Raw genomic sequence first — 21,033 nt, 5'->3', positions numbered from 1 at the left:
AGACCGGGACTGGAGCACAACTTGGTGGGTCAGTTGATCGGGACCTTCTGTCCGGTTGGTTGGAGTCTTGAATCAGGCACCGGGCACCCCCGTCCGTCTGATCACAATGGGCTCTTCGATGAGCCGCACCGTCGGCAGCGTCTTGGGCACCGGCCGCAGCCACGCGGCCGGGGTGTCGACAACCTCGTCGAGGAGCCAGTCCCGGCAGGTGGCGTCGAGCGCCAGCGGGTACAGGGTGAGGGTGCCGTCCGGTGCGAGGTGCATCCGCACGAATCCCTTGCGGTCGTCGATGGACTGCCCGGACATCTGCCACTCGGCGACCAGGCCCCGGTCCGTCCACAGCACCCACAGGGCGAAGAGCTGGGAGCCGAGGAACGCGCCCATCACAGCAGCGACGACCAGCAGTATCGCCAGGCGCCAGAACCCGTTCCATGAGGATGGGATGGACCGGGCCACGACGACAGTGACGGACAGTGCCGCGACGGTGACCGCCAACTGAAACAGCACGGCGACGATCGCACCGGACGGTGCCCTGGGCCACCGTCCGCGCAGCAGCCCGTTCCCCCAGCCGAACACGAAGGGCAGAACGAAGAGGGCGACACTCGTGCAGAGCAGGCCGAGCAGGTCGCCGGTGCCGGCCCTGCGCAGGGCGTCGACGGGATTGAGTCTGCCTTCGGCCAGCGCAAACGCGCCACTCGCCAGCAAGACGAGTACCAGCTGCAGCGCCCCGGCCAGTACGGCGAACCCGGGGTTGCGCCGCGGGAGCCAGTACCGCGACCACGGCTTGGCGATCGCGCGAGCAAGCGAGCGGGACTCCTCCGCGTCGGGGTACGTGTGTTGTGCGAGGGCGAATGCCGGCGGCGGGTCGTCCTTCTCCCGCATCCGCGAGGTGGCCGGCGGCAGCGGCAGAGCTTTCGGGAGCCTGTGTGTGGCTGCCAGGAACGCGCCGCCCAGGCCGCACGTCACCATCTGGCGCCGCCGGGGTTCCGGAGGCAGGGCGTCGTCGGATCCGGGCCGGTCATCGGGCAACCGTTCCGCGTAGCGGGCGTAATGGTGCCTGTCGCCGGTCAGCCACAGTCGGATGGACGCGCCTGTGTCCTCTCGTTTCCGGGTCGCCGGGTTGAAGCGGGTCCGAATGATGTTTCGGTCGAACCAGTGCAGGGAGTTGAAGGCGTTGGGCTCCTCGTTGCTCTTCACCCATGTGGGCGTGGCGGAGCAGACGATCACGCTGTCACCCGGCAGCAGTCGCGGCGAGAGATAGGACTCGAAGTAGCGCCGCTGCGGATCGTCGAAGTAGGAGCCGAGTTGGCTGTCCAGCCCGACGAGCCACCAGCGCTGGGGCAGCTGCACGGCGAAGTAGCTCCGGGTCTGCCGGGTCTGCCAGCCGCCGATGGGCCTTCCTTGGGCGAACACCCGTAGGAACGCGGTGAGTCCGTCGTACCAGTCGTGGTTACCCGGCAGCACAAGCATGAGCGGTTCGTCCGGTGCAGACGGGAGCGCGGCGCGGTAGGGCCCCTTCATCCTGTCCTCGTACGCTGTCGTGGATGCCACCGGGTACACCTGGTCCCCTCCGAGGACGAGCAGCGAGCCACGAGGGAGCGAGTCGGGCCCGGTGACGGCGAGCCGGGCCGCTGCCAGTGCGGATGCCACCGAGTATGTCGCCTCGAAGCCGTCGCCGAGGTCGGCGACGAAGTCGATCCAGATCTCCTCGGCGCCCGGATTCGCCAAGGGTGCCCGCAGGAGATCGGCCTGCAGCGCGCCCTGGATCTCGCGCTTGTCCGAGTAGTCGGCGAATACGGCGGCCAGCCCGACTTTGACCGCCGTACGAGCCAGTTCCTTCGGTGCCAGCCAGCGCACCGGTTCCTGCGGGGTGAACCGTAGCGCCGCCGCGTGCTTGCGCAACTCATGGACGTCCACGATGGCTCCTCCGTTGGCCCTGATCCCTCACGGGACGTGTCGTCGCCGTTCGGCGTCACGTGGCAGCATGGCCATCGGTCACAGTGGTGACCAGGGCAAGAGGTTCTGCGCGTACACATCCCACAGCTTGCCGAAGAAGAACTGCCCGAAGCGTCCCAGCGTGGACGCCTTGCCGGGGAGCGTTGCCGCTTCGACCCGGAAGGTGGTGAGTTGCTTCAGGAAGTCGGTCGGGCGGATGCGCACGGCTCCCGAGGCCACCAACTCGGCTTCGGACTCTTCGTCGGCATCGACATGGCCACGAACAATGCGCGTGTAGAGGACGGACGTGTCCTTCCAGATCCCCCGACGAGAGTCCTCGCTGACGTTCTTGTATCCACTGAGTGTGAGCCGATGACCGGCTCGGTCGGTGAAGAACAAGCGATAACGCATCCGAAGGTGTTCCGGGTCGGAGTGTTCCACGAACAGCTGGAAGGTTCCTCGCTCGACCGGAAGGCGTCCGCCCAGTTCCTGGCAGACGATCTCTCCCTGCAGTGAGGCTTCATGGTCCGGACTGACGATGAAGCGGTCCACACCCTGGATGTCGATGGTCAGGTGCAAGGCCATGTCAGCGGCTGCTCCACCTTCCGACGAGGCCCCCTTCCGGTAGTCGTTCTCGCCGAAGGTGACGCGGCCGACCATGCGTTCGGTAAATCGAATGCGTGTCGGGTCGGCGGGGCGGTCCGGAGCGGCGCTGGGCTTCCAGGGAATGCCCTGGGCCGTGCACCACTGGCGAGCACGACGGACTCCGAGTTCCACGGCCTGTGTGAAACGGTCCCTGCTGAGGTTGATCAGGTAGTTCAGTGGGACCTCGGCGCTCAGCAGCCTGACATCGATCAGGCGTCCGAACTCTCCGTGGTCTCCTCTGCGGATGGCCGCGTTGCTGACCTCGATCCGACGCAGCCAGTGCCCCAACTGACCGTTGGCCACCGTTTCAATGATGTGGAAATAGTTGGCCAGAAAGCCGTCCCGCCAGCGCTGCCGTCGGCTGACCGTCCAGATGATCCACAGTTCTTCGCAGCCTCGCCGAATCGCCTCCTCGACGTTTCCATCGGTCAGATAGACCGGGTCGATGTAGGTCTGCCCGTCGATGACGACCGGAGGGAACCACATGGGCAGCGACACCCCGCCACAGAAGCGATCCTCGTCCATGCGGTCAGCGGTCACTGCCTCCAGTTCATTGGCGCTGAAGTTGTAGAGGTTGAAGGTGGCTTCCCGATCGGTGGCCCGGATTCTCTCCCAGTCCAGCCCCCAGTCCGGGAAGACGCGACCCCGATAGCCGTCCAGCGTGAACAGGGAACGGGCGTACGGCCCCTTCGGCAACTCACGCCAGTTCGGGGTGACGCCCTTCAAAGGAGAGAGACCGCGCCAATTGTCCGCAATCTCGCGCCCGGACATCCCCTGGCAGTACATTGCGAGGTTGAAAACGCCTCCGCTGGCGCCGTCGACATGGTCGAATTCCAGCTCGGCCTCGTCCAGCAGGACCTGGAGGACCCCCGCCTGGAAGGCCACCTTCAGCCCGCCGCCGGCGAGGATGAGAGATCTGCGCGGGGATCCGCTGCGGGGCTCGCTGCCCTGTCCAGTCGTCATGACGGCCTCGTAGGGTTCTTCCGGTGATCCTCGATGATGCGGTCGGCCGACCGGTCGGCCAGCGCCGCGATGGTGAGTGAAGGATTCGGGCCCACGGGACCGGGCATCACCGAGCCGTCGGCGATCGACAACCCCGGACAGCCGTACACACGCCCGAAGGAGTCCACCACGCCTTCCTGCGCAGTGCGCCCCATTGGCGCGCCACCCAAGGGATGCACGGTGATGAGGCGGTTGAGCCACCACAGGGGATTCGAGGCGTAGCGCCCGCCCAGATCGTGTGACACGCGCTCCATGGTCTCGTTCATCTGGTCGAAGTATTGATCGGAGGCGGCCAGATGCCAGTCGAGGTCCAGATGCCCGTCCCGGAGAAACATCCGGCCGTTGGGGACGTCCCTGCCCATGCCGAGCAACGGTAGGGACGTCGCTGTGAACAGCCCCTTGCCCATGGCCTCACCGAGCTGTCGACCGACACGGCTTTTGGCGGTTCCGGTCAGCCGCGACCAGCCTCGCCGCAGCAGGAACCTCGCGACCCGGTTGGACACGGTGAGGACGTTGTGCTCGACGAGCCAGTTGAGCAATTCCGGGTAACCGGCATCCTCGATGTAGAAACCCCGGGCTGTCTCGCCGTGCGCCTTGCGGTCCATGCGCATCGCACTCGTGATGACCGGGCCGAAACTCGGTTCCAGTATGCGAGGAATCGTCTTCCCCGGCCGGTCCTGACGCCTTTCGCGTGCTTTGAGCACCAGCCCGAGAAAGTCCCCGTTTCCGGAGAAACGATTACCCAGCATCGGGCTGAGTGCAGGAAAGGCGCTGCGGTTCCTCAGCAGCAGATAGGTGGTGCCGAGGGTACCGGCGGAGAGAATCAGCCGTCTGGCCTTCACGGTGCGCCGCTCGGGAGCCGCGTGCGGATCTCCGCCCCCGGCGGCGCCATGCGCGATGTACGAGACCAGGAACCCCCCTCGGATCGGTTCGAACGAGCGGACCTCACAGCAGGGCCGGATATCCACCCCGAGCCGGTCCGCGGCGCTGAGGTAGGTGAAATCCAGGCTGTTCTTGCTGCCGAAGTTGCAACCCAGGTCGCATTCACCGACAAGTCTGCACGTATAGCGTGGGCTGTGGTGCAGATTGTTCTCACCGCCCTCGATGGGAACGCCGGGCACCGGGGGGTCTCCGAAGGAGACGGCCAGCGGTGGAAGCTCCCACGGAAGACCCAGCCGCGAGGCCGCCTGCTGCATGGCGGCGGTCTTGGGTGTGTCCTGGTAAGGCTTCTCATGGAACGGGTACCGCTGCGCCCCCAGCATGGTCTCGACGCGATCGTAGTGAGGATCGAGGTCCTCACGTGTGACGGGCCAGTTCTCGTAGCCGCCGTCGAACGACTCGTGTACGAACCAGCTTTCCGGCTTGCGAATCAGTACATTCGCATAGATCAACGAGCCTCCGCCGAGCCCGCTGGACACAAGGGCGTCGAGCTTCGAGAAGCTCCACATGTCGTACATCCCGTACAGGTGGGAATCCGGATCCCAGAAGTTCTTGGCCGTGTCGTGGGGGCTACGTGGAAAAGACCCGGGCGGGAACGACTTTCCTCTTTCCAGAATGCATACGCGCAGGTCTGCCTCGGCCAGGCGAAAAGCGGTCACGGACCCGCCGAAACCCGATCCGACGACGACGGCATCGAAATCGTCCACGCTCGCCACCTCTAGAAGTCCAAGCCCAAGTTTGACTTCGCCCGCATACGGCTGCTGAACGCACGACCTCTTTCAATGGTTCACCCACGTGTGGTGGCGCGCACGTCGTAGCGTCGGCCCGCAGCCTCGAGCGCCGCGCAGCCAACGCAACGCGGCGAGTGGCAGGACGCCTTCCGGGCCAAATCCCAGGTCAGGCGCACTGCTCCGCCGCCGCTAGAAGAAGCGGAGCTTCTTCGGGGAGTACGACACCAGCAGGTTCTTCGTCTGCTGGTAGTGGTCGAGCATCATCTTGTGCGTCTCGCGCCCGATGCTCGGCTGCTTGTAGCCGCCGAACACGGCATGTGCCGGGTAGGCGTGGTAGCAGTTCGCCCGCACCCGGCCCACCTGGATCGCCCGGCCCGCCCGGTACGCCGTGCTGCCGTCCCTCATCCAGACGCCGGCGCCCAGGCCGTGCAGCGTGTCGTTCGCCGTGGCGATCGCGTCGTCGAAGTCCGTGAAGGAAGTGACCGCGACGACCGGACCGAAGATCTCCTCCTGAGCAGGCTCCGGAGGAGACCGGCAGGCGCGTCGCTCAGCGGTGTCCGAGGTCAGGAGCATCCTGGAGCGGTTGAGCCATTGGGGCGTGCCAGCGGGCGAACAGCGGAAGCTCATTGCTTCGCTGGCGACGGCGATAGAAACCGCTGGGACCTCGCTCCCCCAACGACAACGACGCGAAGCCACAAAGTGGACTTAAAGTCTCGCCACTCGGCAGGAAATCCGGGGAAAGGCGGGACTGCAGTCTCACGTCCTGCGGCATCGAGCCAGGGCGGGCAGCGGCCTCCCGGACGCGGCGCAGCGCTTCCTGGTAGCCGCATCCCCGACCACAGCAGCCCGTCCCGGTCCGCCCACGAAGCAGCCCAGCACCTGCTGCGCAGGCTCGCAACCGAGCCGCTGCCCGACCGTCAGCCGCTGCCTCTGCAGTTCCAGACAGACGACGAGATCGACCGGCGACGCGGTCACCTGGTCAAAGCTGCGCAAGCCGCCGACACCGCCAGTCGGCAAGCGGAGAAGCACATGGACGGGCCTGGTCCAGCAGATGGCAGCCCAAGGAACCCCGCCCGAGACAGTGAACCGGGCGCGCGAGTCCGCGCGCGAAGACCAGCAGCACGCCCACCAGCAGACTGCTCAGATCAAGCAGCAGCTGGGGCTGATCGATGGTGAGCAGAACCGGCGCCGAGAGCTTCCTCCGGCGCACCAGCAAGCCGAAGCAATCGACCGTGCCCAACTGCACACGGCACGTGCCGCCCTGGTGGCCAGGGAGGCGACCCGGCAGACTGCACCGGGGCCCCGTCTCGACGGCCTGCAGCGTCCCCGCCCGCAGCGGGGGCTCAGCCGGTAGTCCCCTACGGAGCCGGCGAATCCGTCAGTTCGCGGGCTCCTGCCTCACCGGCGTCCCGGCGCAGCCGCGCTGTGCGGCCGACGGCCCGGTCCCGCTGCTGCTGCGCGTAGTGCTGATCCTCCTGGAGCGCCCGGCGTGCCCGGTCGACAGCCTCCGGCGGGGCTCCCTGCTCGATGAGCCTCTGTACGACGTCGAACGTCTGGCTTCGTTGATTTCTAGGAACAGCGGTCGTTGACCGGTTCCGGAGGCAGAAATGACGGCACTGATGGGGGTGTTGCGGGGATGAGCCCAAGAGCCCCAATAGTTGATCTTGACCAGCGTTTCCGGCGGACGCAGGGTCGCGTTCGGCGGCGTGCTCCGGGGAAGGTCCTCAGCCCTACTGGTCGGCGGGGTGAGAGGACTGTGTCTGGCTCCAGATGTGGTGGGAGTCCGGCACGGGATAGGCGGTGTCGGCAGGGGTGGTGTCCCAGATGTGTGTGGTGCGGAGGTGGGTGTCGAAGGGTGGCCAGCCTGGGTCGCCGGTGGTGGCGAAGGATGTCCATGCGGTGCGGATCTGGTGGGACAGGGCGGCGAAGCCGACGGGAGGCGGGGTGCCGAGGAAGCGGGCGGCGTAGCGGGTGTGGGGGAGGCCGAAGACGAACGGGATGTCGATGCCGTGGGCGGCGCCGATCGGGCCTTGCCAGGCGAAGTCGTACAACCAGGTGCGGCCGCCCGTCCGGGCGTGTGCTTCGGCGGTGAAGGTCGTCGGCATGCGGACCAGTGCGTCGGACATGAGCGTGGTGAACAGTTCGGCGGCGGTGCTGTCGGGGTAGGCGGCGCGGTAGGCCAGGGCCGCGTTGGGCGCGAGGCCGAACTGGGTGGCAGCGGCCGCCAGGTCGATCCGTGCAGGGTCGGCCGTGGGCGGGAAGCCGCGGTGTTCGTCGTGGGTAAAGCCGCAGAGCATGTCGACGTGGCGGGCCCGCCCGTCGGCGAGGGCCTGCCAGGGAGGTCCTGTGACCAGGTCCCCGTCGATGACCGGGGCGAATGCGCCGCCTGGGCACCCGCCGGTCAGCTGCCTGTCCGGCACCTCCACGAGGGCTTGAGGGGGCAGTTCGGCCAGCCCGTCCCGGGTAGGGGCGGTGCCGGTGACTGCCGCGAGCCGTTCGGTGACCTGCTGGGCTTCGGCTGCGCTGAAGTAGCCGGCCGGAAGGCTTTGCACGATGCACCGCCGGAACAGGTCGGCTGCTGCGGGCGCGGCGGCGAGCAGGGCGGCGGAGGCACCGCCTGCGGAGGAGCCGAAAACGGTGACATTGCCGGGGTCGCCGCCGAAGACGGCAATGTTGTCCTGGATCCAGGTCAGTGCAGCGATTTGGTCCAGCAGGCCACGGTTGTTGGGGATGCCGGGCAGGCGGCCGAAGCCTTCGAAGCCGGTTCGGTAGTTGAAGGTCACTACGACCACACCGGATCCGGCCAGGACGGAACCGTCGTAGTGCGGCATCGACGAGGCGCCGTAGGTCCACTGGCCGCCGTAGATCCATACCATCACGGGCAGGGCAGCGTCCACAGGTGTCGGGGTCCAGACGTTCACCGTCAGGCAGTCCAGGCCGTCGCCAGGCCGCCACACCGCCGGGACCCCCGGCGCCGGCGGTCGTTGCGGCGGCGCGCTGCCGAAGGCATCGGCTTTCCGCACCCCGTCCCAGGAGGCTGCCGGCTGGGGTGGCAGGAAACGTCTCAGGCCATCGGGTGCGGCGGCGTACGGGATGCCCTTGAACGAGACGATGCCGTCGTGGGTGCGGCCGCGGACCAGGCCTTGCTGGGTCTTGACCGTGTCGTGCATGCGTTCCTCCTGGTAAGAGCCCTTAGCGCCGGCCAACCCCGGTGTTTGGCGTTGTTAGGGCGTTTCACATCAGCGCAGGGACTGCCAGGGGCCGGCCGGCCCGTCCTTGGCGAGCTTGGTGAGCAGGCCGTGCAGAATCTGCTGCTCCTGGGGGGTGAGCGGGTCGAAAAACTCGGCGGAGGCTTGCTCGCTGAGCCGCTCGACTTCCCTGACCTTGGCCAGGCCGGCAGGAAGAATGTGCACCTCGATGGCACGGCGGTCGATGGCGTGCGGCCGACGCTCTGCCAGGGCCATCGCCTCCAGCTCGTTCACCAGGGTGACCATGACGGGCTTGAACACCCTCAGCCGGTCACTCAGCCGTGCCTGAATCATCGGGCCGTGCTGAATCTGGGTCAGAACGCCCAGGTGCTGCGGTTTCAGCCCGACCTGCGCCACGACCTGCTCATAAGCCTCACGGGCGTGGGCTGCGACCCAGTTCAACAGGAAGCCGGTCCACCTGGCCAGCGCCTCGGGGGGCCCTTCCCGACCTTCACTCCAGGATTCGTTAATACTCATAACGTTAAGCAACGTAACGTTATGTGGCGAGTGGAGTCAACCGTGCACTGCTCACTATCCCGTTGAGCTGCGCAAGCGCGCGGTCCGCTTGGTCGCCGAGGTGCGGCCCGAGTACGACACCGAGTGGGCCGCGATGAAGGCAGTCGCCGCCAAGCTGGGGATCGGGACGACCGAGACGCTGCGCAAATGGGTCCGCCAGGACCAGATCGACAACGGTGCCAGGCGGCCTGTTGGAGTGTCAGGGTGCTGTACCGGCTGGCCAGTCGTAGCAGCTGCTCTCTTCCTCGGTGCGCTGCCAGCCGTCGCCGCGGGCCTCGCCCGTTCCCGCGTCCGCCAGCGGCGCTCCGCCCGCTCCCGGTAGACCCCCGTCGCCCTCGTCTCCACTGCCTCTCCCTCTCCCTGTAGTTGGCGCGCAGCCGCGTACATCGCCGTGACGCGAAAGGGAGCCTGACCGGCAAAGAGGACCCTGGCCCGGACGGGAGTCGTCCACCGCCTGGCGGATGACTTGATGGAGAACTCGGCGGCGAACACCGGCCGGTGCGGCACGTCTTGTGGGGCGTCGCGTTTCCCGGCCCTCCGGCAACGGCAGCAACCGGAGTGACGCAGCGAAGGGGAGGGGTGCCGTGCAGGACGAATTAACTGGTCGTGGCGACCTGGAGACCCGTTGGGAGGTACACGTCGCGGAGCGGCCGCCGGAGCACTGGAAGCGGCTTGGGTACGGAGGCACAGGCCAGCTGGTGTGCTTCTACTGCTTCCACGGCTTCGAGGCCCCGGTGGGCACCCGGGTGGCGTTGCGGCCGTTCCGCCAGCGTTTGCCGGTCCCGGGTTGATTCCAACGATCCGGCACGCTTCACAGCTGGTCAGGCCCTGGTACATGAGCCGGAAGTATCCGCTCACGGACCAGGGCCCTGGGACCTCCATCTAGCACCCCTTTGAACAGGGGTGTTGCGACGACCACTAGAACCTGAGACTGGGGTCAGGGGCCACCGCGTGTGCGGGGAGCGTCGCGGTCCTGTGAGGCGGAACGGTCACCGAATCGCTGGTTACGACTGCGACGAGGAGGCGAGGTTCGGCCGGGCAGGCTCATGCCCCTGTCGGCGACATCGGCAGGATGTGGATGTCGCGCTGGCCGGGCAGTCCTCGTCGGGTGTCGGGCCTGCCGTGGTCGTGCTGCCTGCAGAGTGTGGCAGTGGAGGGCAGGTAGGTGTCGTCACCGGCGAAGGTGGCGGTGTAGCAGATTTCCTTGCCCTGCTTGCCGCGGACCTTGCAGGTCGCCTTGCCCTTGTCGTTGGTGGTGGCGGTGCACAGCGTGGTGGTGTCGGTGGTGAAGGTGACGGTCTCGCCCTCCAGGGGCTCACCCTCAGCGGTCAGCCGGGCGATCAGTTCGACGCCGTTCCTGCCCTTTGATTCCTTTGAATCCTTCCCCTTCTTGTCCTTCTCCGCCTTCAGCCTCAGCCGCGTCGGGATCCGCTCTTCGACGGTCCCGATCGCCACACCGCGCGGCGCGTCGCCGACGGTGACCGTGTCGATGACGGTGTTGGAGGCCGTCTCGATGACCGACACAGCGTCATCGTCGGCGGTGGTGACGTACACGCGGGAACCGTCCGGAGTGACCGCCACATCGGACGGGAAATCGCCGACTGTGACGGTGTCGATGACAGTGTTGGTGGCCGTCTCGATCACCGACACGCTGTCATCATTCTGGTTGGCGACGTAGACACGGGAACCGTCCGGAGTGACCGCCAACGCGATGGGGCCGTCGCCGACGGTGACCGTGTCCACGACGGTGTTGGTGGCCGTCTCGATCACCGACACAGCGTCATCGTTGAATTTGGCCACGTACACACGGAGACCGTCCGGGCTCACGGCCAATCCGGTCGGACCGTCACCGTCGGCGATGGTGTCGATGACGGTGTTGGTGACTGTGTCGATCACCGACACGTTGTCATCGTCGAGGTTGGTGACGTAGACGCGGGAACCGTCCGGAGTGACCGCCACCCCAAAGGGCGTGTTGCCGACGGCGATGGTGGCCACGATGGTGTTGGTGTCGGTATCGATGACCAACACAGTGTTGTCGAGATTGGTGACGTAGACGCGGGAACCGTCCGGAGTGACCGCCAACGCAAACGGAGCGCTGAAACCGGTGATGGTAGCGATGACCGTATTGGTGGCGGTCTCGATCACCGACACAGTGGAATCCGCGACGTTCGTGACGTAGACGCGGGAGTTGTCCGGGGTGACCGCCGCGTCCCTGGGGCTGTCGCCGACGGCGATGGTGGCCACAACGGTGTTGGTGGCGGTGTCGATCACCGACACATCGTCCGTGCCCTCGTTGGCGACATAGGCGAGGGTTCGGGTCTGCGTCGCCGTGGCGGGCGCGGCCAGGGCGATCGGGACGGCCAAACCCGCCAGCACCGCTACCCCCGCCACCCAGGCCCGCACCGCTACCCACCACGAGCCCCCACCCCCGCGGCTTCGCCCCGTATTCCGCCGCTCCAACGCGCCCCGTAGCGCGATACCCGCCATGCCGACCTCCTGCAGTGCACCACACCGAAGTGCGTTCGAGTGCTTCGAATGAAATCGGCGACTGATGCCCCGTCATGGACGTGCGGGCTCGCCGTGGCGCAGAAGAGCGCCGCAGCCGACGCTAGGTGGCCAGATCGCCCGTTCCCCGGCGCAGGCGCCTGGCTGCGGCCGTACGGACGACCCGAATCCCCCTTCCGGCCCCGCGGGGTGCGGGGAGCAGCGGTTCGTCATGAAGGTTATCCACGGTCAGTCAACGGCGGCACGAGGCGCGGACTGCGACGTCGCAGATCATAGCGCCGAGAGCCAAGACGACCAGGGACCACACCAGCGGTGAGTTTCGGCGGCACGGTGACGGTGGCCAGCAGGGCAGTGACGGAGCCGGTCATGACCCCCGCGCACGTCTGACCGGTGCCCCGGGCGCCGCCAGAGCCGGTCAAGGCGCGGGATCCGGCAGCGGCAGGAGGCGTTCGGCGATTCCGCGCTTTGGACGGCCGACAGCTGCTCCAGATCCAGCGGCCTGCCGTCGAACTCGCACCGGGCGGCGCGGACGGTGCCCCGCCCCCGGGGAGAAAGCACTGCGCAGCGCCCATGATGCTGCGCGCGGCCGACCACTGCACCCAGACTCCCCGCAGGCCCGCCGCAGGTGCCGGCGGCCCCGGCGAGACTCCGGCCGGCCCCTCCCCCACCCGGCGACCGAGCAAAGGCCGAAGAGACAAAGGGGCACAGTCGAATGGCTGCGCCCCAGTGGTCAGTTCTCCCTACGTTGTTGACTGGTTTGAGCGAGCCATTCGTAGGGTTGGCTCACCCAGGGGTGCCGGGTGTGGCTTTCAGTTCTCTGCCGTGTCCGTGGCTTCAGACGATTCGCCGCCCGGCGCCCCACGACGACTCGGCTGCTCATTAGGAATTGCGGCACTGATCCCTCAGTAGGGACTCGACAGCGAGGTCGTCCGTGGTGCACATCAGCAAGCGACCCGTGGAGAAGCGAGTGACAGAGATCCGGGCTCCGGTATCGATGCCGGGAAGACCCATCACCACTGCGTGGTGATCGACGACACCGGTAAGCGGCTCCTGTCCCGCAGGGTGGTCAACGACGAGACGGAACTGCTCCAGCTCCTGGCCGACGTCCTCGCGCTGGGCGAGGTCGCCGCCTGGGGCATCGACCTGGCCGATGGCGGGGCCGCACTGGTGATCGCGGTTCTGCTCAACCATGGCCAGCACATGCTCTACATCCCCGGACGGGCCGTCAACCGGGCTTCCGAGGGCTACCGGGGCGACGGCAAGACGGACGCCAAGGACGCCACGATCATCGCCGATCAGGCCCGCGTCCGCCGCGACCTGACGCCTCTGCGGCCTGGCGAGGAGCTGGTCACCGAGTTGAAAGTCCTCATCGGCCACCGCCGCGACCTGGCGGACGACCGAACCCGGACGATCAACCGGTTCCGCGGCCACCTCACGGGATCTTCCCCGGCCTGGAACGCGAACTCGACCTTGGCAACGTCGGCCCCCTGGTGCTGCTGACCGGCCACCAGACCCCGGCCGCCATCCGCCGCATCGGCGCCCGTCGCCTGACCACATGGCTACGCAACCGCAACGTCCGCGGCACCGAGCAGCTTGCCGCCAAGGCCGTCCAGGCCGCCGGGGGCCAGCACACCCATCTTGCCGAAGGCCCCGGATGACATCCCCGCGGGATAGAGAGCCGCCAGCCCGGCGGGAGCACCGGCCGACCAGGTCTCGGATCCCCAGCTGCCGAAGTGGCTGCTTGGTCGGGCAGTCCGCCCGCATAGGACGCCTGCCCCGCCGGAGCACCGCGAGCCGACGCCGACGACCCGACGGGCCGAACCTGCCGCTCAGACCGCTCTGGCGGTCGGCGTGTTCAGGGCTTCGGCACGTTCACCCTAATCAGCGCATTCACGCCATAACGGGTGGCGAAAACCGTAAGTGAGGGAATCCATAGGCCGGTCTGTCCGACTGGCAGGCACCCACGGCGTTCCTCGCTCACGAAAGGTTCACAGCATGTCACTCATTGGCGGTAAAGCCTTCAAGGCCTCAGTCGTCCCCGTCGCCGCTCTCGCCATCACGCTGGGCGCGTCCTCCACCGCTCCGGCCGCGGCCATCGCGACGCCTGCCGCCGCTTCGGCCGAGCAGCGGGTCGTCACACCACTCGAAGCGGCCATCGCGGCTGACGTGGAAGCCGTTCTCGAGGAGAGCCTCGACGTGAACGTCACAGTGGGTGCCGTCGCGCGGGCCGGCCTGGGCGGCAGCGTCGACATCCGGCTGACCGTCGTCACCAACGCGCAAGTGGAGGCAGACGCCGCACTCGAGGCTGCTATCGCCGCTGAGATCGAATCCAGGATCGAAGCCACCCTCAAAAAGCGCCTCGCCCTCGCTTCGGACCTCGATGTCGCCGTCCGCGTCGACGGCGACATCAGCGTGGACATCGCGACCCTCTGACGCTTCTGCGGTCATGACGTTCGTTCGCCTCCGTCAGAGCCCGGTGCTCGTCGAAGGATGAAAGCGGCGGCGCTCGTGCCGCATCGGCTCTCGCCCGATGGGCGCGAAGCAAGAGGGTTGTGGTGTCGCTCGACCGAACGAGCGGCTGGGTCGCTGGACTGCTGGATGCGCACCCGGACGCTGCCATGGAGGAGGAACCAGGTGAGCGGCCGCTGAGGGATCACATGGAGTCGCGGGCCTGTCGGCGGGCTTCGTCAGCTACCTGCTGCCCCGATGCGCGGGTCTGCTCGGCGACCTGCCCTGCCTGGTCGCCGGCCTCCTCCTTGGTGTTCCTCGCGGCCTCGGCGGCGGTTGCCTTAACCTCCTGGGCTGCCTGCTGGGCAGCCTGAGTGGCGTCCTCTTTCAGTTGTTGCGCGGACTCGATGGCTGTCTGCTTGACCGGCTCGAGTGCTTCGCCGGCCTGCTCGCTGATCCGGGAGGCTGCCTGTTCCTCGGCCTGGGAGGTCGGAAGGAGAGAGGCGGTCAGTAGCCCGGCGCCGAAGGCGATCAGGCCTGCGGCCAGGGGGTTGCCCTGGGCCCGCCGCTTCCCTGCCCAGGGGCCTGCCGGACCGCTTCGCCGGCCTGGCGGCGACCTGCCGGGCGGTGTCAGTGGCCTGCCGGGCGAAGGCGGTGGCCTCCTCGGCCGCCTCCCGCGCAACGTCCGTCGCCTGCGCGGCGCCCTGCTGCACCGACTGCGCGGCCTGTTGCGTCCGGTCCCTGGCTTGCCCCGCCGCATCCGAAGCGGTGCCCATGACCCGCTCCCGAACCCCCGACATCGCGCCGCGGACCCGGGCCGTGCGCCGACGTACCGCACGGCGGGGACTGGCCAGGTCGGCCAGCCGGTCCACGTCCTGGGACAGCTTCTCGCGGGTCGACTCGATGCCGGCCCCCACTTGGTCGGGTGACGTGCCCATTGCGCATCCTCCTTCAGCCTCTCCACGGTCTGCTCCGGCTTCGGCGAAACTTCCCGCATCCACGAGCGGCCCATGACGTAGAGCACCGCTCCGATCACCGCCCACACCGCGGCGACGATCAGCGCGGCCCAGCCGGCGTCCATCACGTTGGCCAGGCCGAACAACGCTGCCAGCGACACAAAAAGGGCCACCATGTACCTGGAGAAGCCGGCCCCTCCGTACATTCCGGCGGCCTTGCCCGCCTTGGTGGCCTCCTGGCGGACCTCGGCCTTGGCCAGCTCCACCTCCTGCCGGAACAGCTCCTGAACATCCGAAGTCACCTTCGACAGCAATTCGCCGACCGACTGGCCGCGGCCCGCTACCGAGATCGCGCCAGCGTTCTTTCGGGATATGGGTTGCGCGCCTCTCACGCGCTGGTGTGGCTGCTAGGCGCCACGGCCGCCACTGCGCTGGCGCTGATGTTGTGGGGTCTGCCCGCCGATGACCCGAAGCCGATCACCACTGGCCACCAAGTCGAAGCCGGACAAAAGATCATTTTAACCACCGATGCTCCCGACCCGCACAATCTCACCGAGTCGTACTACGAGCGCCTGTCGAGTGAGCGGTTCGAGAAAGCCGTACGCGTAGTGATCAATTCAGTATTCTTCCGGTCCTCCGGCCAGGACCTGACTACCGCTGGCACCTACATCGAGATGGCCTCCCGCTTCACCGAACCCGCCCTCCTCGGTCTGGCGATCCTGGCCGTGCGTAACCGTGTCAAACGCTGATCGCGGCCATGAGGCCGGGGCTCAGTGAGCTTCTTCGAGGTGGCCACCGATCAGGTGACGGTCCGCGAGCCGCAACGAGCGAGGCCCCCGGGCTGTTGATCGAGAAGTCTGACGTCTCAATCACGCTGCTCGGGGGCCTCGTTGGTCATCTATCCTGCCGCACTCGACCTGCCTCATGCGCTCGTGGAGTGGGTCACGATGCTCATCGTCCCCGTGAGGGGGACCGGCGCTGCAAGCTCCGCCCGTCTCAGCGCGCGATGGTGGCACTGGTGTACCTGCGCGAGCACGTCACCCTGGCGAAGATCGCTGCCGGGTTCGGGATCAGCGAGTCCACCGCCCACGCCTACACCAGCGCGGTCATCCACCTGCTCGCCGAACGAGCACCGGGTCTGCTGAAGGTCCTGCGCGAGGCCGACCCCGACTTCGTCCTGCTGGACGGCACCCTCGCCGAGTGCGACCGGGTCGGCGACTCACGCGCGGACTACTCGCACAAGCACCGCCGGCACGGAGTGAACGTGCAGCTGGTCACCGATCCGCACGGCCGCCTGCTGTGGCTCTCACCCGCACTGCCGGGCCGATCTCACGATCTGACCGCCGCCCGCACCCACCGGATCATCCGTATCTGCGAGCGGCAAGGCGTCCCCATCCTGGCCGATCTCGCCTACCAGGGCGGCGGCCCCTGGCTGACGACGGGCATCAAACGCAAGCCCCTGCAGGAACTCACCCCCACCGAGAAGACCGTCAACCGAGCCCTGGCCGCGGCACGGGCACCGGTCGAACGCGGCGTCGCCCGCTTGAAGTCCTGGCGGATCTTCCGCAGATCCCGATGCAGTCCGAACCGCATGACGTCAATCGCCAAGGCCATCCTCACACTGGAGCGGCAACGCTGAAGAAGCTCAGTAAGTGATTAGCCAGCGGGTACTGAAATGACCGGTACGCTCACACCGCCTTGAACCACCCGCAATGCAAGGTTTCAGTGGGCATGTCACAACCCTGCCCACTGAAATCTTTCATGCCGTCCGACAGCCCCGCAATCAGGTGATTCGCCCGACACGCCGGGTTCGGAAATGGCCCGGACACCCCGGACGACCCCCGCCACCTTCCGGCGCGACCCGCGCGCCCTGCGGCCCGAGCACGCGCGCGAGGCCCTGCACCAGGGATACGCCACGGACAAGGCAGTCAGCGCGAAACTCCTCCTCCCACTGAGTGGGGGGAAGCCACGTGGAGAACGACTTGGCCCCAGCCGTGTCGATGGCAGACAGGTTGGATCCCAACCCCCGCCAGGCGCCCCTCGGCCCGGCCACGGCCGGTAGGCAGTCCGCGCGCCCGCGCCGCTGGCCGCCCATGCCCGCGGCGCTCCCGGCGTTCCCGGTGGGCGCGCGGTCGGCGTCGCTCGTGATCGGGGGATCACCGGGTTGCCCCTTGCCGTTTTCCGCCGTGATGTCCGAACAGCGGGGGGCGGGCAGAATTGCAGTTGAGGCCCAGGCGCCTTGGGCGGGCGTACTCGGCCCAGTGTGTTGCGGTGCCTGAAAGGGGGCCCATGGTGCCAGTGGACAGGCCGGGGGGAGGTCAGCCGTCCGGCTCGCTGCGCTCGGAGCCGGGAACCCTGCTGGAGAACGTCTCGGTGGCCGTGCTCGGCATCGACGAGGACAACCGGATCTGCTACTGGGGACCCGGTGCACAGAGCCTCTTCGGCCATGACTCCGCGGCGGTGCTGTCCCGGCCCGCCGCGCTGCTTTTCCCGCAGGAGACGGGCGGCGGACCCGGCGCGGCCGTGCGGCTGACGGAACGCGGCCGGACCCTGGGCTACTGGCGGGTCCGGATGCCGGCGGTGCACGCGGACGGCTCGGTCTTCGACTGCGGATTCCGCGTTTTCCCCCTGACCGGGGAGGACGGCCGGTCCGTGGTCATGGGGCTCGCGAGCAGCGGCGACGAACTGGACCGGGTGAAGACCAACCTGACGTTCCTCGACGCCCTCTTCGAGACGTGCCCCATCGGCCTGGTGATGCTCGACGAGGACCTGCGCTACGTCCACCTCAACCAGGCACTCGCCGACATGGACGGACTGCCGATCGAGGATCACATCGGGCGGCGCATGGTCGAGCTCATGGTCACCTCCGACGAAGGTGCGTACGGGCGAATGCTGCGCTCCGTCGCCGACGAAGGCCGTCCGGTCGTCGGCGCCCTCGTAGGGCTGCGCACGCCGGGCCGCCCGGACCGGGACCAGGTCCGGTCGGTGAGCCTATTCCCCCTCAGCGGGGCGGGCGACACACGCCGCGGAGTGGGCGGCCTGCTGGTCGACGTGACCGAACGCGAGCAGGCCATCGTCGAGGCGACCGCAGGGCGCCGGCGGCTGGCGCTGCTCGACCGGGCCGCCGCAAGTATCGGCACCACCCTGGACGTGAAGGTCACCGCCCGTGAACTCGTCGAGGCCGCGGTCCCCGACTTCTCCGACGCGTCCGTCGTGGAGGTCGTGGACTGGATGGACGAGCCGGAGGTCTTCGACCCGCGGCTGCCGCTGGTCACCCGCCGGATCGCGGCCGGAACCACCCTGCCGCCGCCCGCGCCGGAGCTCGTGGGCGGCCTCGAGAACGTGGTCTACCCGCCCGGATCCACCATCCACGCCATGATGCAGACCGGCCGGCCCGTCGCCGTCCCCGTGAACGACGAGTTCATGTCGCGGACCGTCATCCACCAGGCCCGCGCGCAGCTGCTGATCGACAGCGGCCTGACCTGCCTGCTCATCGCCCCCCTCATCGCGCGGGGGACGGTGCAAGGGCTCACGATGTTCGGCCGGTCCGCCGCACGCCCGGCCTTCGACGAGCAGGACATCAGCCTCGCCGGCGAGCTGGCCTCTCGCGCCGCTCTGTGCCTGGACAACGCCCGCCTCTACAGCCGTGTCCGGCGCATCGCCCTCACCTTGCAACGTGCGCTGCTCCCCACCGCCCTCGGGAGCAGCCCCCACGTCGACATCGCCCACCGGTATCTGCCCGCGAGCCAGGTCACGGAGGTCGGCGGCGACTGGTACGACGTGATCAACCTGCCCGGCGACCGGGTGGCGCTCGTCGTGGGCGATGTGATGGGACACGGGGTCCGGGCCGCGGCGGCGATGGGCCGGCTGCGCATCACCGCCAAAGCCGTGGCCCGCCACACGTGGGAACCCGGTGACGTCCTCACGGAGCTCGACGCCTGCGCCCAGGAGGCCGGCATCGAACTGGCGACGTGCCTCTACCTCCTCTACGACCCGGCGACCGGCCGCGCCCGCATGGCCAACGCAGGCCACCCGCCGCCGCTGGTGCGCAATCCGGACGGCACGGTGGTGACCTTCGACGACGTGCTGGGCATCCCGCTCGGAGTCGGCGGCTTCCCCTTCCGTACGGCCGAGATCGAACTCGCCGAGGGCGCCACCGTGGTCCTGTATACCGACGGCCTGGTCGAGGCCCGCGGCCACGACATCGAGGAGCGCATGGAGGCGCTCCGCGGCCATCTGGGCGGCGCGACCGGGTCACTTGAGGCGACGGCGGACCGCATTCTCGCGAGCCTGCTGCCCGATGTGCCGATGGACGACGCAGTGATCGTCCTGGCCCAGGTCCACCGCGCTCCCGGGCCCGGTCAGGGCCTCATCCTGTGACACCGCGCAGAGTAGCCGATGAGGGCGGCGGCTATGCCAACGAAGGCGAGGAAGTGTTCGGCCTTGCGCTCGTAGCGGCGGTGCAGGCGTCGGCAGTCGGAGCGGTCAGGGCCTCGCGGTCACCCGCCCGGCGCCGACCTACGCCCTGTGGACGCTTCACGTCCGTCGGCGGCACCACTCGTCGGAACAGCACCCACTACTCGTCCGGCACCAGCCGCTCAACCAGCCGCTCAACCAGGTCTGTCATGACCCGTTCAACGAGCAGCAGACACCAAAAGAAACCATGCCTAGTAGTGCTTCGTTAGGTTCTGGGCTGTCTGCGGCTGCTCCGAGGTCTGGGCAGGGGGCGTCCGCAGGTGGTGCAGGTACCGGTCCAGCACCTCAGCAGGTCCTGAAGGACGTCGAGGACCTGGTAGAGGGTCAGGCCGGTGTGCGGACTTTTGGGTCGAGCCGCCGCAGGGTGAGGAAGGCCTGGGCGGCGGTGACGAGGGTGACGTGGTGGTGCCAGCCGCGCCAGGTGCGGCCCTCGAAGTGGTCCAGCCCGAGGCCATGCTTGAGCTCGCGGTAGTCGTGTTCGATCCGCCAGCGCATCTTCGCCCACCGCACCAGGTCAGCGACCGGGGTGGTGGCGGGCAGGTTCGATATCCAGTAGTCCGTCGGAGTGTCCTGGCCGTCCGGCCATTCGACGAGGAGTGTCTGGACGGGCAGGACGCCGTCCCAACGGTTGCGGCCGCCGCCCGCCTCCTGAGCTGCGGCCAGGGACTGCTTGCCCGCAGGCCGCACTGTCAGCACCGCGAACCGTGAGGTCATCGCGCCTTTGCTGCCCTGCCTCCAGGTCACCTCGGTGAACCGCTCCGCACCCGCCTGCGCTGCGAGGACGCAGACGGCTCGCGGTGGGGTGCGGTAGCGGGGAAGGGTGGGCGGTCCGAGCCCGCCGTAAGCCGGCTGGTGCGGCTCGACGTCCTCCGGGTGGGCGACTTCTTTCCCGTTCAGGGCCAGGACATAGGACAGTCCTCGCTCCTGGAGACCGAGCCGGAAGGGGGTACTGACGCCGTAGCCAGCGTCGGCGACCACGACCGGCGCCTTCAACTGCCACTCGGCGAGTGTGTCCAGCAGGCCGAGCGCGAGACGCCACTTCTCCTTGTGCACCACGTCGTCGGGGACTCCTACCCTGCGGCATCGGTCCGGCTCGTCCGTCCACTCACGCGGCAGATACAACTGCCACTGCAGTGGGCACGAGGCGGTGTCGGTGGCGGCATGGACACTGACCGCGACCTGGCAGTTCGCCCGTTTCCCGACCGCTCCGCAGTACTGGCGGGCCACCCCGGCCGACGCCTTGCCGCACTTGGGGAACGACACGTCGTCGATCACCCACACCTCAGGAGTGAACACCTCGGACAGCCGCTCGGCGACCCGCTGTCTGACCGGCAGCGGATCCCACGGCGACTGATTCACGAACTGCTGCAGGGCCTGCATGTTCCCGTCCGGCAGACGCTCGGCCATCGGCTGGACCGACTTGCGCCGGCCATCCAGCATCAGGCCCCGCAGATAACACTCGCCCCACCGCCGCTGATCCCGCCGCGGCACCGAGGCGAACACATCGGCAACGAACTCCGATAACTCACCCCGGAGTCGTTCCACTTCCCCCAGCCTCATGCCAAGAAGATGCCCAACACCACGCGAGATCACCCGACGTAACGAAGCACTACTAGTGTCCTGCGCCAGTAG

Annotated in this window: 12 protein-coding genes and 5 pseudogenes; 6 read left to right on the top strand and 11 right to left on the bottom strand. The window is 68.0% G+C overall.

Translation table 11 applies throughout. From position 1 onward, the window contains the following. Positions 1–72 precede the first annotated feature (72 nt). The 7 genes and pseudogenes from J7E88_RS32885 to J7E88_RS36890 all read right to left on the bottom strand — a co-directional run bounded on the left by J7E88_RS32885 (position 73) and on the right by J7E88_RS36890 (position 8,857). Positions 73–1,917 carry a hypothetical protein gene (locus J7E88_RS32885; protein WP_215187125.1) on the bottom strand — a complete coding sequence of 615 codons (1,845 nt, stop codon included), beginning with the start codon at positions 1,915–1,917 and terminating at the stop codon, positions 73–75. 78 nt (positions 1,918–1,995) lie between these two features. Next, positions 1,996–3,543 carry a patatin-like phospholipase family protein gene (locus J7E88_RS32880; RefSeq protein WP_215187124.1) on the bottom strand — a complete coding sequence of 516 codons (1,548 nt, stop codon included), beginning with the start codon at positions 3,541–3,543 and terminating at the stop codon, positions 1,996–1,998. Then, positions 3,540–5,228 (bottom strand): GMC oxidoreductase, encoded by a 1,689-nt coding sequence (locus tag J7E88_RS37190; protein WP_215187123.1) that lies wholly within the window; start codon positions 5,226–5,228, stop codon positions 3,540–3,542. The genes J7E88_RS32880 and J7E88_RS37190 overlap by 4 nt, the downstream gene beginning before the upstream one ends. A 213-nt stretch (positions 5,229–5,441) precedes the next feature. Next, a pseudogene (locus J7E88_RS32870) lies at positions 5,442–5,765 on the bottom strand (aldehyde dehydrogenase family protein); the annotation flags it as partial. A 466-nt stretch (positions 5,766–6,231) separates the two neighbouring features. Beyond that, positions 6,232–6,492 (bottom strand): hypothetical protein, encoded by a 261-nt coding sequence (locus J7E88_RS32865; RefSeq protein ID WP_215187122.1) that lies wholly within the window; start codon positions 6,490–6,492, stop codon positions 6,232–6,234. A 490-nt stretch (positions 6,493–6,982) separates the two neighbouring features. Beyond that, on the bottom strand, positions 6,983–8,422 hold the full coding sequence (locus tag J7E88_RS32860; RefSeq protein ID WP_215187121.1) for a carboxylesterase/lipase family protein: 1,440 nt from the start codon (positions 8,420–8,422) through the stop codon (positions 6,983–6,985). 69 nt (positions 8,423–8,491) lie between these two features. Then, entirely contained in the window at positions 8,492–8,857 is a 366-nt protein-coding gene (locus tag J7E88_RS36890; protein ID WP_308307699.1) for a MarR family transcriptional regulator, read from the bottom strand. A 187-nt stretch (positions 8,858–9,044) separates the two neighbouring features. Here J7E88_RS36890 and J7E88_RS36550 point away from each other — a divergent pair. Continuing rightward, a pseudogene (locus tag J7E88_RS36550) lies at positions 9,045–9,194 on the top strand (IS3 family transposase); the annotation flags it as partial. A gap of 866 nt (positions 9,195–10,060) precedes the next feature. Here J7E88_RS36550 and J7E88_RS32845 read toward each other — a convergent pair. Next, positions 10,061–11,407 (bottom strand): YncE family protein, encoded by a 1,347-nt coding sequence (locus J7E88_RS32845; protein WP_308307698.1) that lies wholly within the window; start codon positions 11,405–11,407, stop codon positions 10,061–10,063. 1,104 nt (positions 11,408–12,511) lie between these two features. Here J7E88_RS32845 and J7E88_RS32840 point away from each other — a divergent pair. Then, positions 12,512–13,161: pseudogene (locus J7E88_RS32840) on the top strand (IS110 family transposase); the annotation flags it as partial. A gap of 355 nt (positions 13,162–13,516) precedes the next feature. After that, positions 13,517–13,954, top strand: a complete 438-nt coding sequence (locus J7E88_RS32835) for a hypothetical protein (protein ID WP_215187118.1) — start codon at positions 13,517–13,519, stop codon at positions 13,952–13,954. Between the two features lie 356 nt (positions 13,955–14,310). Here J7E88_RS32835 and J7E88_RS32830 read toward each other — a convergent pair whose 3' ends face one another. Together J7E88_RS32830 and J7E88_RS32825 are read right to left on the bottom strand one after the other, a co-directional pair. Further along, positions 14,311–14,907 (bottom strand): DUF3618 domain-containing protein, encoded by a 597-nt coding sequence (locus J7E88_RS32830; protein WP_215187160.1) that lies wholly within the window; start codon positions 14,905–14,907, stop codon positions 14,311–14,313. 50 nt (positions 14,908–14,957) lie between these two features. After that, positions 14,958–15,191, bottom strand: a pseudogene (locus J7E88_RS32825) (phage holin family protein); the annotation flags it as partial. Between the two features lie 111 nt (positions 15,192–15,302). Here J7E88_RS32825 and J7E88_RS32820 point away from each other — a divergent pair. From J7E88_RS32820 to J7E88_RS32810, 3 genes and pseudogenes are all read left to right on the top strand, one after another. Beyond that, positions 15,303–15,674: a hypothetical protein gene (locus J7E88_RS32820; RefSeq protein ID WP_215187117.1), complete on the top strand. Its 372-nt coding sequence runs from the start codon at positions 15,303–15,305 to the stop codon at positions 15,672–15,674. Between the two features lie 141 nt (positions 15,675–15,815). Continuing rightward, positions 15,816–16,564 (top strand): annotated as a pseudogene (locus J7E88_RS32815) (transposase family protein). Positions 16,565–17,214: 650 nt separating this feature from the next. Further along, on the top strand, positions 17,215–19,305 hold the full coding sequence (locus J7E88_RS32810; RefSeq protein WP_215187116.1) for a SpoIIE family protein phosphatase: 2,091 nt from the start codon (positions 17,215–17,217) through the stop codon (positions 19,303–19,305). Positions 19,306–19,725: 420 nt separating this feature from the next. On the opposite strand, the gene J7E88_RS32805 is transcribed toward J7E88_RS32810, so the two are convergent. Further along, complete coding sequence (locus tag J7E88_RS32805) at positions 19,726–20,961, bottom strand: IS701 family transposase (protein WP_215187115.1); 1,236 nt, start codon at positions 20,959–20,961, stop codon at positions 19,726–19,728. Between the last annotated feature and the right edge of the window lie 72 nt (positions 20,962–21,033).

It is taken from the genome of Streptomyces sp. ISL-10 (assembly GCF_018614575.1).
GTDB lineage: Bacteria > Actinomycetota > Actinomycetes > Streptomycetales > Streptomycetaceae > Streptomyces.
The sequence above is the reverse complement of the archived record's forward strand: the minus strand, read 5'-3'. Positions and strand labels throughout refer to the sequence as shown.

What these genes read in the sequence shown, in the direction of transcription:
- J7E88_RS32835 (WP_215187118.1), top strand. Translation starts at nt 13,517, where the DNA reads ATGTCACTCATTGGCGGTAAAGCCTTCAAGGCCTCAGTCGTCCCCGTC.
- J7E88_RS32805 (WP_215187115.1), bottom strand. Translation starts at nt 20,961, where the DNA reads ATGAGGCTGGGGGAAGTGGAACGACTCCGGGGTGAGTTATCGGAGTTC.
- J7E88_RS32830 (WP_215187160.1), bottom strand. Translation starts at nt 14,907, where the DNA reads ATGGGCACGTCACCCGACCAAGTGGGGGCCGGCATCGAGTCGACCCGC.
- J7E88_RS32860 (WP_215187121.1), bottom strand. Translation starts at nt 8,422, where the DNA reads ATGCACGACACGGTCAAGACCCAGCAAGGCCTGGTCCGCGGCCGCACC.
- J7E88_RS32880 (WP_215187124.1), bottom strand. Translation starts at nt 3,543, where the DNA reads ATGACGACTGGACAGGGCAGCGAGCCCCGCAGCGGATCCCCGCGCAGA.
- J7E88_RS32810 (WP_215187116.1), top strand. Translation starts at nt 17,215, where the DNA reads ATGGTGCCAGTGGACAGGCCGGGGGGAGGTCAGCCGTCCGGCTCGCTG.